This window comes from Pseudomonas sp. CLCA07 (genome assembly GCF_053615335.1).
The window spans coordinates 151066-164439 of record NZ_CM132131.1 but is presented as its reverse complement, the minus strand read 5'-3'; the positions used below and the strand labels follow the sequence as shown (position 1 = coordinate 164439).

The following is a 13374-nucleotide window of genomic DNA, read 5'->3' as shown; positions in this document are numbered from 1 at the left end:
ATCGATCACTCCCGTGATTTGACGGAGGCCAGCGGAGTTGACACGCCTGCAGGCATTACAGCGGCCTTGCGCAGCGCTGCGAATACTTCGTCGCGCGTGCCGAGCATCTGCACGGCGCCGTCACGCAGCATCAGCACCTGATCGACGGCGCAGAGCACGTTGGGACGATGGGAAATCAGAATGACGGTGGCGCCACGCTCCTTGAGTTTGGCCAGCGCATCGACCAGGGCCTTTTCGCCGACGTCGTCGAGGTTGGCGTTCGGCTCATCCAGCACGATCAGATTGGGTTCGCCATACAGCGCGCGGGCCAAGGCGATGCGTTGCTTCTGACCACCGGAAAGCGGGCTGCCATCGGTGCTCAGGCGAGTGTCATAACCCTGAGGAAAACGCAGGATCATCTCGTGCACTCCAGTGGTCTTGGCGGCGCGGATGACCGCTTCGCTGTCCACTTCGCCAAAGCGCGCAATGTTGTCGGCGATGCTGCCCTCAAACAGCTCCACGTCCTGTGGCAGGTAGCCGAGCCAGGGGCCAAGTTCGCCCTTGTTCCAATTGAATATGTCCGCGCCGTCCAGGCGCACCTTGCCGGCCTGCGCCGGCCAGACGCCAACCAGCAGGCGGGCGAGGGTGGATTTGCCCGAGGCGGATGGACCGATAACGCCAAGGCTTTCGCCGGGTACAAGGCTGAAGCTCACTCCGCGCAGAATGGTGTTGTTGGTTCCGGGGGAACCGGCATACACATTCTCCACCGCCAGCATGCCCAGCGGCCGCTGCAGCGACATGCTCGGTGGCCGGCGCGGATAATCGCTCAGCATTTCGTTGAGCCGGCCCCAGGCCGAACGGCAGCCGAGCAGTTGTTTCCACGACGCGATGACTTGTTCCACCGGGCCCAGCGCGCGGCCGGTGAGGATCGAGCAGGCAATCATCATCCCTGGGGTGATCTTGCCTTCGATCGCCAGCAGCGCGCCGGCGCCGAGGATCAGCGACTGCAAAGTGATACGCACGAAGCGTCCGGTGCTGCTGATCATGGCGGCGCGGTCGGAGGCCAGGGTCTGCATTTCCAGAATGCGCAAATGGCTTTGGTACCAGCGCTTGCCGATCGACGGCAGCATGCCCATGGCCTCAATGACCTCGGCGTTACGCAGGTTGTTGTTGGCGTAGCTGGAGGAGGAGAGTGCGGCCTGATTGGCTTCGGCCAACGGCTTCTGCGTCGCCTTCTCGGTCAGATAAGCCAGGCCCACCAGAATCAGCGAGCCGATCAGCGTGAGCAGTCCGAGCAGCGGGTGGATCAGATAGGCGACTAACAGGTAGATCGGTGTCCACGGCGCATCGAAGAACGCGAACAGGCTATTGCCGGTGAGGAATTGACGAACCTGCGCGAGGTCTTGCAGGGCCTGGGCCGGATTACCTCCGGCGCGGCTCAGGTTGCGCTCGAATGCGGCGGTGAAGATGCGCCGGTTGAGGTCCATGTCGAGGTTGTTGCCGACCCGGATCAGCATGCGAGTGCGGACCATTTCCAGCGTGGACATCAACATAAACAGGCCTATCACCAAAACGGTCAACATCGTCAATGTTGTGACGTTGCGACTGACCAAGGCCCGATCATAGACCTGCAGCATGTAAACGGCTGGCGTCAACATCATGACGTTGATGACGCCGCTGAAGGCTGCCAGCGCGTAAAAACTGTGGCGCAGGCGAAAGAGCGCGTCGGCCAGTTCGGAACGGGTGCTCGACTGCTTGGGCATATGGATCTCCCCTTCGAAATGCCGGTTCCCACCAGCTCAACAGCTAACGGTAGATGTGGTTTTGTAGGCCGCTGGTCGACTCGCAGGCGGGTCGCTCTATTGGCGATTCTTGCGAAATCTCTGCGGTGCTCCCGCAAGCAAAAGCGTAGGTCGTAGCACAACACTCTGAAATAACATTTTGCTCTATAGCTGCTGTGAAAATCCCATAAGTCACGCAAAAACAGTCAGTTATATGTCATATAGCCGGCTGTCTGTTTTTGCGGCGTAAAATTGACATTCTTTTGCGATGGAACTTTAGTCTTAGTTATACGGGGGGGGCGCCTGCCTGGAGCTTGCCATTACTTTGGCAACGCAAGCCGCGGTGATTTCCCTGAAGGAGCAAAACATGTCGATCATTTCGTTCTATTGCAGAGTGACGGGGCCGTTCAGGAAGTTCGCCATAACTTCCAGTTTCCATGGCCCACCCACGGCTCGGATTTGCTCTGCCTGATCTTCCGGCGAGCACTACATTCCGCGAATTTCAGGTGCATATCCCGGGGAACGGCTTTGCCTTTTCCGCGCCTGCTCTCGCCCAAAAACAAAACCAAAAAACTGCGCAAGCCAGCACCTGACTGGGCGTGGGTGGATGTTTATCGTCCCGTGCCTTTCTCCATAAAGATCGAGGGCAATCAAAATGGCTGATTTCAACAAAGCGGATCTGGAGTTCATTCTCAAACAAATCTTCATTGCAGAGGCGAATGCTGACGGCGCCAGCCTGAGTGATTTGCTACCCAATAGTCAGGTGCCATTCGGCCTGCGTACGGTGGATGGCAGCTTCAACAACCTGGTCGCCGGCCAAAGCGAGTTTGGCGCCGCGGACAATTCCTTCTTGCGACTGCTTGATCCCCAGTATCTAAACGCGGCTTACGCAGGGACTGGCACGGTGACCGACCCGCAGCCACGGATTATCAGTAACCTGATCGTCGACCAGACCGCCAATAACCCGGCAGCGGTAGCGGCGAGCGGCGGTGCGGCCCCGGTGATCAGCCCCGGTCTGGATGGCGTGTTCGGCACGGCCGACGACAAGGAAGTGTTCTTCATCCCCAACGTGTCGGCAGACGTCGGTTTGACCGCCGGTTTCAACTCGTGGATGACCTTCTTTGGTCAGTTCTTCGACCACGGTCTCGACCTGGTCACCAAGAGCAGTAGCGACTTCGTGTTTATTCCGCTGCAGCCGGACGATCCATTGTTCGTACCGGGCGGCTCGACCAACTTCATGGTGCTGCCACGTGCAGTGCGTACTGCCGGCGCGGACGGAGTGCTCGGAACTGCCGATGATGGCCAGGCCAACACCACCTCGCCGTTCGTAGATCAGAGCCAAACCTACAGCTCGCACCCCTCGCATCAGGTGTTCCTGCGTGAGTACGTTATCAACGCGGCAGGTGACCCTATTGCAACGGGGCGCTTGATTACCAACCGCGATCTGGGCGGCGATGGCAAGTTCGGCACTGCCGATGATGGCGACGGCACAGATGGCGGCATGGCGACCTGGGCAGTGGTCAAGGCCCAGGCCCGCGACATTCTCGGTATCAACCTGACCGACGCCGATGTGCACAGCGTGCCGCTGCTGGCAACCGATGCCTATGGCAACTTCATCCGGGGACCGGGCGGCATGCCGCAGGTGGTGATGAAAGGGCTTGACGGTATTGGCGGCACGACGGATGACTTCCTGCTCGAAGGCAACCGGGATGCTCCGATCAGCCTGGCCAACGCCGTAAGCGCCGGGCATGGTTTCCTCGACGACATCGCCCACAATGCCGCACCGGTCGTCGTCGGCGGGGTTCTGCAGGCCGATGCTGACACCGACATCGGCAATGCGCAGCCTGTTGGTGCAGGCGGCAACAACCTGACCTATGACAACGAACTGCTCGATGCTCACTACATCGCCGGCGATGGCCGGGCGAATGAGAACATCGGCCTGACCACCGTGCACCATGTGTTCCACTCCGAGCACAACCGCCTGGTCGAGCAATCCAAGCAAACCATCCTGACCTCCGGCGATCTGGCCTTCCTCAATGAGTGGCTGATAGACGACGTGACCGCAATACCCACTACACCCGCCGGAATCGCGGCGTTGGTGTGGGACGGCGAACGCCTGTTCCAGGCCGCCAAGTTCGGCACCGAGATGCAGTACCAGCACCTGGTGTTCGAGGAGTTTGCGCGGACCGTTCAGCCGCAGATCGACGAATTCCTTGCACCCAACGGGTATGACACCTCGATCAACCCGGCCATCCTCGCCGAGTTTGCCCACGTGGTGTACCGCTTCGGTCACTCGATGTTGACCGAGACCGTCGATCGCTTCGACCCCTTGTTCAATCCGCTCCTGACTGACCCGAACAACCCGGACTCGCAACTCGGCCTGATCGCAGCCTTCCTCAACCCGCTGGCGTTTGCCGGTAGCGGGGCGACTGCGGACGAAGCGGCAGGGGCGATCATTCGCGGTGTGACCCGTCAGCTCGGCAACGAGATTGACGAGTTCGTCACCGAAGCGTTGCGCAACAATCTGCTCGGTCTGCCGCTCGATTTGCCGGCCCTGAACCTGGCGCGTGGTCGCGACACTGGCATCCCCACGTTGAATGAGGCGCGCCGTGAGTTCTACGCTTCAACCGGCGACAGCCAACTCAAGCCGTACATCAGTTGGGCTGACTTGGCGGAAAACCTCAAGCACCCTGAGTCGTTGATCAACTTCATCGCAGCCTTCGGTACCCACGCGGCATTGACTGCGGCAGATGTGGATACGCTGGTCGAGATGCGTGCGGTCGCCTTTGCACTGGTGTTTGGCGGCAGCGCGGTGATCAATGCCGGTACTGCCAGCGAGCGTACCTTTACCGCCACTGAAGCGGATAGCCTGGCATTCCTTAACAGTACGGGTACCTACGCCATGGTCAATGGCGTCACCACCACCGGTGTGGACGACATCGACTTCTGGGTCGGTGGCCTCGCCGAGGAGAAAATGCCGTTCGGCGGCATGCTCGGCTCCACGTTCAACTTTGTGTTTGAAACCCAGCTGGAGGCGTTGCAGAACGGTGACCGCTTCTACTACCTGTCGCGTACTGCGGGCCTGAACTTCGGCACCGAGTTGGAAAACAACTCCTTTGCCAAGTTGATGATGCTCAACACCGATGTCACCCACCTGTCGAACACCGTGTTCCTGACCCCGACGTTCACCCTCGAAGTGAATCAGGCCAATCAGTTCACGGGCCTTGGCGCGGACCTCAAAGCCGATCCAACGGGCGGCATCATGATCAACGGTGTGGAAGTCGTGTCGCTGGTGATCCGCGACAACCCTGACACCCCAGGTCTGGACAGTAATTATCTGCAATACACCGGTGAAGACCATGTCGTGCTGGGCGGCACCGCTGGCGACGACATCATTATCTCCGGTGACGGCGATGACACCGTTTACGGCGACGAAGGCAATGACCGCCTCGAAGGCGGTGCCGGGAACGATGCGGTTCTTGGCGGCGCGGGCGATGACATCATCACCGACTCGTTCGGCGACAACCGTCTGGAAGGTAATGCCGGTAACGATGTGATCGTGGCCGGTAGCATGCTTGCTTTAGGTAACCTGATCCTGGGTGGCGATGGCCAGGACTTCATTGTCACCACTGAAGACATCACCACGACCTTCGGCGGTCGCGGTGACGATTTCATCCTCGGTGCCAAGACCAACCTGCCACCTACCGGCAACGAAGGTGATGACTGGATCGAGAAAGGCACCCAGGACGGTGCGCCTGGCGATAACTTCTCGCCGTTGCTCAATGACGATGTGATCGGCAACGACGTCTTTGTCGGTGGTGGTGGCTTCGACGAAATGATCGGCGAGGGTGGCGATGACATCTTTGTCGGCAGCGATGCCCAGGACAAGATGGACGGTATGTCCGGTTTCGACTGGATAACCTACAAAAATGACAAGTACGGCGTGACCGCTGACCTGTCCCTGGCCGCACTGGCGCAGCCACACGGCAACGCGCCAAACCAGAACGCCGGGATATTCAATCCGGTCGGTGCTTCGCCGGCCTCGATTCTCGACCGTTTTGCCGAGGTCGAAGGCTTATCCGGTTCGAACTTCGCCGATGTGCTCAAAGGCGATAATGTTGATGCGGATACGATCATCAATCACGGTGGTGCCACGGGCAGTGCGCTGACCAATGTGGCGTTGATCCGCGGACTGGCGCAGTTTCTGTCCGATGCCGGTTTGCCAACCACCGGCTTTGCCACTGGCAACATCATCCTCGGTGGCAACGGCAGTGACCTGATCGAAGGTCGCGGTGGCGATGATCTGATCGACGGCGACAAGTGGATCAACGTCAGAATTGCGGTTTATGCCGCCGGCGACGTCGACCATACCGGGCCTGAGATCGCCTCCTTCGACAGCATGGTCGATATGATCCCGTTCATGCTGGACCGCACCTATAACCCGGGGCAGCTCAAGGCCGTGCGCGAAATTCTGCCCGGCACCTCAACGGGCGGGGCGGCCTTCGACACCGCCATTTACTCCGGGGTTCAAAACGAGTATGTGGTGACTCATGACACCCGTGGCACGGCCACTTTGGCGGACGATGTCTGGACGGTGGCAGATACCGTAGCGGGTCGCGACGGCACCGATACTCTGCTGCATATCGAACGCTTGCAGTTTGCCGATACCCAGCAAGTGCTGGTGACGGGGCTCAATGCACAACCGGTTAACAGTCCGACCATCGCCGATGGAAATGGCGGGGCAATCACGGTGGGCGACACGCTGAGAGTCAGCGTGGCCGCGGTGCGCGATAACGACAACATCGCAGCGGGTAACCCGCAGGGTACCCTCAACAACTCCTCGGTGTCCTACTACTGGCAGTTCGAGGCAAATCCTGGCAGCGGCGTATTCGAGGACATCATCCTCTTGCCGGCCGGCGACCTGGCGTTCCAGAGTGCCGACGGCACTGCGTTCAAGGTCTCTCCGGACCTTGCCGGGTTGTCACTGCGGGTCAAGGCGATCTACCAGGATGGTCATGGCACGACTGAAATAGTGTTCTCGCAACCGACTGCCGTGGTAGCTCCCGGCGCGCCGGTTGTGCCGACGGCGCCGACACCTGTGGTCGATGCCACGGCGGGTGGCGAAGGCCTGCACATGGTCCGCTCCGACCTCAACTTCATTCTCGATCAGATCAAGATTGCCGAGGCTGAAGCGGACGGTCAGGACATTCTCTCGCTGATCCCGAATATCCGCGCGCCGCTGGGTCTGCGTGCGGTCGATGGGTCGAACAACAACCTGCTAAACCTCAATGGCAACAACAACACCCAGTTTGGTGCTGCCGATAACGTCTTTCCGCGCTTGACCGATCCGGTCTTCAATCCAGCGGAAGGTGTTCCTGCCGGCTTCTTCGGCCCCGGCTCGCCAGCCATCCCGGGTTCGTCGTATGCGCAGAACAGCGGCAATGTGTTCGACTCGCAGCCGCGCACTATCAGTAATCTGATCGTCGACCAGACGGCGAACAACCCGGCGGCCTATGCCACGGCTTACGACCCAGGTATCGACGGTGTGCTCAACTTCGGTGCGGCGGGTAACGACGACGTGCTCAAGGATGGCGTACGGATAGTCGCCAGCCCCGGCCTGGATGGTCAGTTCGGTACTACCGACGATCACGATGTGTACCTGTTCGAGAACACCGCGGCGGATGCAGGCTTGTCCGCGCCGTTTAACGCCTGGATGACCTTCTTCGGGCAGTTCTTCGATCACGGTCTGGACCTGGTCACCAAAGGCGGTTCGGGCACCATCTTCATCCCGCTGCAACCGGATGATCCGCTGTATGTGGAAGGCGGTAGCGCCAACTTCATGGTGCTGACCCGCGCGACCAACCTGCCAGGGGCGGATGGCGTTCTCGGCACGGCCGACGACATCCATGAGCAAACCAACACCACCACGCCGTTCGTGGACCAAAACCAGACCTACAGCTCGCACCCGTCGCACCAGGTGTTCCTGCGCGGTTATGTAATGACCGACGACGGCCCCATAGCGACCGGTAGGCTGATCACTAACGTTGACCTGGGGGTGGATGGTAAGTATGGCGGCGGAGATGACATCGAAATCGGTGGCATGGCGACCTGGAAAGTGGTCAAGGCGCAAGCCAACGACATCCTGGGTATCCACCTGACCGATGCCGACGTCGATAATGCACCGCTGTTGGCGACCGACGCCTATGGCAATTTCATCAAGGGGCCGAACGGCTTCCCGATGGTCGTGATGAAAGGGGGTGACGGTATTGGCGGCACGGCGGATGACGTCCTGGTCGAAGGCAATCCGAATGCCCCGATCAGCCTGATCAATGCTGTGCGCACCGGTCACCAGTTCCTCGTCGACATTAACAACAATGCAGCGCCGGTAATCGTCGGCGGGGTTCTGCTGGCGGATGCTGACTTTGATGTCGGCAATGCGCAGCCAGCTGGCCCTGGCGGCACCAACCTGACCTATGACAACGAACTGCTCGACGCTCACTACATCGCTGGCGACGGCCGGGTCAACGAGAACATCGGCCTGACCGCGGTGCATGCGATCTTCCACTCCGAGCACAATCGGCTGGTCGCCCAGACCAAGGACACCGTGCTCGATTCGGGTGACGTGGCCTTCCTCAACGAGTGGCTGCTCACTCCGGTGAGCGCGTTGCCAGCCAACCAGGCTGAGATCGATGCGCTGGTGTGGAATGGTGAGCGCTTGTTCCAGGCTGCCAAGTTCGGCACCGAGATGCAGTATCAGCACTTGGTGTTCGAGGAGTTTGCGCGGACCATCCAGCCAAGGGTCGACCTGTTCTTCGCACCGACCCAGGTCTATGACGTCGACCTCGATGCCTCGATCGTCGCCGAGTTCGCCCACACCGTGTACCGGTTTGGCCACTCGATGCTGACCGAGACCGTCGATCGCTTCAACGTCGATTTCAGCGTGGTGGGCGATCCGAACAGCGCTGATCCTAATCAACAACTGGGCTTGATCGCGGCGTTCCTCAACCCGTTGGCGTACGCTGCCAGTGGGTTGACACCAGAGGATGCGACCAGTGCGATCATCCGTGGGCTGACTCGCCAGGCCGGTAACGAAATCGACGAGTTCGTCACCGAGGCGCTGCGCAATAACCTGCTCGGCCTGCCGCTCGACCTGCCGGCGCTCAACATCGCCCGTGGCCGCGACGTCGGGATTCCTTCGCTCAATGCGATTCGCCGCGACATCTACAACCAAACCGGTGATACCCAACTCAAGCCGTACACCAGCTGGGTCGACCTGGTGCAGCACCTGAAACATCCGGAGTCGTTGATCAACTTCATCGCGGCCTATGGCACGCATGACACGATCACGGCGGCGACCACACTGGAAGGCAAACGCGCCGCGGCGATGTTGCTGGTATTCGGCGATGGTGGTGTTAATGAGCCAGCCGATCGGCTGGACTTCCTCAACAGCTCCGGTACCTGGGCCAACGTAACGCTGGCCGGCAAGGATGGGGTGGCGGGTACTGCCGACGATCTGAAGGGTGTGACGATCACGGGCGTCGATGCCATCGACCTCTGGATCGGCGGCCTGGCCGAGGAGAAAACGCCGTTCGGCGGCATGCTCGGCACGACCTTCAACTTCGTGTTCGAGAACCAGCTGGAAAAACTGCAGGACGGCGACCGCTTCTACTACCTGGAGCGTACCTCTGGCCTGTCGATGAATGCGGAACTTGAAAGCAACTCGTTCGCCAAGCTGATCATGGCCAACACCTCGGCCACCCACTTGCCGGGCCTGGTGTTCTCGGACCCAGGGTTCTATCTGGAAGTGGACCAGAGCAAGCAGTTCAACGAAGGCCTGGGCAATGTCGATCCGCTTAGCAATCTCAGCGCGCAGGTGGTGTTCCGCGATAATCCGCTGACGGCGGGGCCGGATACCAACTACATCAAATACACCGGTGTAGAGCACATCGTGCTGGGCGGCACCGACGGTGCAGACATCCTCATCTCCAGTGAAGGCGACGACACGGTCTGGGGTGATGGCGGCAATGATTTCATCGAAGGCGGTAACGGCAACGACCAACTGCGCGGTGGCGCCGGCGACGACATCATCACCGACCTTGGTGGCGACGATAACATCCAGGGTGGCGACGGCAACGACGTGCTGCACGGCGGTAATGGCGTCAACCTGATCATTGGCGGGTTCGGCAACGACTTCATCGTCACCGGTGAGGACGCTTCCGAGGCTATTGGTGGCCAGGGCAACGACTTCATCCTGGGCAGCAAAGCCAACGAGCAGGACATGGGTAACGAAGGCGACGACTGGATCGAGAAGGGCACTTCGGACGGTGCACCTGGCGACAACTTCGATCCGCTCGGCAACGATCCGGTGATCGGCCACGACGTGTTCGTCGGCGGTAACGAGAACGATAAGTTCAACGGCGAAGGCGGCGACGACATCATGGTCGGCAGTCTCGGCTTCGGTGACCGCTATATCGGCGGCTCCGGCTATGACTGGGCGACCTTCAAGGGTCTCGCTCAAGGCGTGAGCATCGATTTCACTGACCGCTTTTTCGATGTACCGCCGGTGCCTGGTTCCGGTGCCTCGGCGCTGGTGCGTTTCGACATCATGGAAGGTCTGTCGGGTTCGTCGCACGGTGACTTCCTGCGCGGCGATAACGAAGATTCCACCTCGCTACCCACCGCGGGTGCAACCGGCAGTGTGCTGACCAACATCGGCCTGATCAATGGCTTGGCGGGTCTGCTGCCAGCCGGAGCGACGTTCTTCGACGGCGGCAACATCATCCTCGGTGGTAGCGGCAGCGACCTCATCGAAGGTCGCGGTGGTGACGACATCATCGATGGTGACAAGTGGCTGAACGTACGCATCAGCGTACGGGCGAATGCTGATGGTACTGGCGCGGAAATCGCCACGTTCGACAGCATGGAACCGTTGGTGCCGTTTATGTTGAGCGGCACTTACAACCCGGGCCAGTTGGTCATCGTGCGGGAGATTCTGACCGGCACTGACAACTTCGACACCGCGGTGTACTCCGGTCTTGCGTCGGAGTACAGCGTCTCTGTCGAAGGCAACGCCGTCATCGTGACCGATCTGGTGGCGGGGCGTGATGGCGTCGATCGGTTGACGGGTGTCGAACGTCTGCAATTCTCTGACGTTTCGCAGACGTCCGGAGTTGGCACCGCCTCAAACATCGACCCAACGGGTCGTCTGGCGATCCTTGATGCGGACACCGGTGCGCGTGAGAATGCGCCGGTCGCCGGCCAGTTGCTGCGCGTCAGCGATCAGTCGCTACGCGACGCGGACAACGTAAGCCTGCTCAATCCGACCGGCGCGGTTACCGGTGGGGTGGCTTACTACTGGCAGGTCGAAAACATTGCTGGCTCGGGCGTCTATGAAGACATCACCTTTGTCGCCGCTGGCGAGGCATCGCGGGCGATGGGCACCACCTATCAGGTGGCGGACGATGTAGCGGGTCTGAGTATCCGCGTCCGGGCGGTGTATCAGGATGCCAAGGGTACGCTGGAAATCGTCGATTCGTCGGCGAACAACGCACCGACCGCAGGGCCGACCGTCACCGGGCTTTTGGTGCAGAACCAGGTGTTGACCGCTGACACGTCGACCATCATCGACATTGATGGTCTGAGCAATCCGCAGTTCACCTTCCAGTGGCAGGCGACCAACGGGGTTAGCTTTGTCGACATCGTCGGAGCCACCGGTAACACGTTCACGCTTGGTCAGGATCAGGTTGGCGATCAGGTGCGCGTGGTGGTCAATTACGTGGATGACTTCGGTGTAGCCGAAAGCGTTACGTCCGACCCTTCGGACCCGGTTGCCAACGCCAACGATGCACCGACAGGCGCGTTGCTGATCAGCGATACGACACCGAATCAAGGTCAGGTGCTGACCGCGCTGACTGCCGGGATTGCCGATGTGGATGGGCTGGGCGCATTCAGCTTCCAATGGCAGCAAGGTAGCGGTGCTACCTTCACCGACATCAACGGCGCGACCGCTGCGACCTTCACTCCTGGTGCACCGCAGCTCAATCTGCAACTGCGGGTGATCGTGCGGTACACCGATGGCTTCGGCACGCCGGAGTCGGTGACCTCTGCGGCGACGGCGGCGGTATTGATAGTGGGTGCGGTGCAGACGGGAGACGCCTTGGCGAACATCCTTATCGGTACCGCGGGTAGCGATGTGCTTCTCGGCCTGGGCGGGAACGATACGCTCAGTGGCCTGGGCGGTGTCGACCAGTTGATTGGCGGCACTGGCGACGATTCTCTCAACGGCGGGGACGGCAACGACTTCCTGGATGGTGAGGACGGCAACGACATCCTCATCGGAGGGCTCGGCGCGGATGTCATGAACGGCGGCGCCGGGAATGACGTCTTTGAGGTGACAGATGCCGGCGATGTGGTGATCGAGGGTGCCGGGGGAGGGGTTGACACCATCTGGACTTCCCTGGGCAGTTACACCTTGGGCGAAAACGTCGAGAACTTGTTCTTTGGCGGTACCGGCAACTCCATTGCGATCGGCAATCAGCTGGATAACGTGATTGCGGGGGGAGCCGGAAATGACGTCATCATGGGTGGTGCGGGTGCTGACGTGCTAATCGGCGGCGCCGGGAATGACGTCTTCGAGGTGACAGATGCCGGCGATACAGTGATCGAGGGCATCGGAGGGGGTGTTGACAGTGTCTGGACTTCCCTGAGCAGTTACACCTTGGGCGCAAACGTCGAGAACTTGTTCTTTGGCGGTACCGGCAACTTCACGGGGGTCGGCAATCAGCTGGATAACGTGATCGGAGGGGGCGCCGGGAATGACATCATCATTGGTGGTGCGGGTGCTGACGTGCTAATCGGCGGCGCCGGGAATGACATCTTCGAGGTGACAGATGCCGGCGATACAGTGATCGAGGGTGCCGGGGGAGGGGTTGACACCGTCTGGACTTCCCTAAGCAATTACACCTTGGGCGCAAACGTCGAGAACTTGTTCTTTGGCGGTACCGGCAACTCCATTGCGGTCGGCAATCAGCTGGATAACGTGATCGGAGGAGGGGCCGGGAATGACATCATCCTTGGTGGTGCGGGTGCTGACACGCTAATCGGCGGCGCCGGGAATGACGTCTTCGAGGTGACAGATGCCGGCGATACAGTGATCGAGGGTGCCGGGGGAGGGGTTGATACCGTCTGGACATCCCTGAACAGTTACACCTTGGGCGCAAACGTCGAGAATGTGTTCTTTGGCGGTACCGGCAACTTCACGGTGGCCGGCAATTCGTCAGACAACGTATTCGCGGGTGGCATTGGCAATGACACCTTCGTGTTCAGCGCAGGTTTCGGAAACGATCAGATTATCGGTTTCGAAACCAATCCCATCGGCGGCGGTCAGGATCGGCTCAATGTTGCCGCATTCAACATCACGGCGGCGGACTTTGCCGGTAGCGTCAACGTCGCCGATGTCGGTGCGGATACCTTGGTCACCATCGGAAATGACACCATCCGCTTGGTAGGTGTGGCCGACGCAACAACCGTTACTGCCACGGACTTCATTCTGGCTACTTGAGGTCCTGGTCAATACTGCCGCAGGGAGCGCGGACAACGGAGGGGAGGGCATTGG

2 protein-coding genes are annotated in these 13374 nt (G+C 60.2%); one reads left to right on the top strand and one right to left on the bottom strand.

What is annotated here, in order from left to right:
* Positions 1–5: 5 nt before the first annotated feature.
* Positions 6–1742, bottom strand: a complete 1737-nt coding sequence (locus ACWGZX_RS00750) for a type I secretion system permease/ATPase (protein ID WP_452626887.1) — start codon at positions 1740–1742, stop codon at positions 6–8.
* 673 nt (positions 1743–2415) lie between these two features.
* Here ACWGZX_RS00750 and ACWGZX_RS00745 point away from each other — a divergent pair.
* The gene (locus ACWGZX_RS00745; RefSeq protein WP_452626886.1) at positions 2416–13320 is read left to right on the top strand and encodes a peroxidase family protein; all 10905 of its coding nucleotides are present in this window, start codon (positions 2416–2418) and stop codon (positions 13318–13320) included.
* Positions 13321–13374 lie beyond the last annotated feature (54 nt).

What these genes read in the sequence shown, in the direction of transcription:
- ACWGZX_RS00750 (WP_452626887.1), bottom strand. Translation starts at nt 1,742, where the DNA reads ATGCCCAAGCAGTCGAGCACCCGTTCCGAACTGGCCGACGCGCTCTTT.
- ACWGZX_RS00745 (WP_452626886.1), top strand. Translation starts at nt 2,416, where the DNA reads ATGGCTGATTTCAACAAAGCGGATCTGGAGTTCATTCTCAAACAAATC.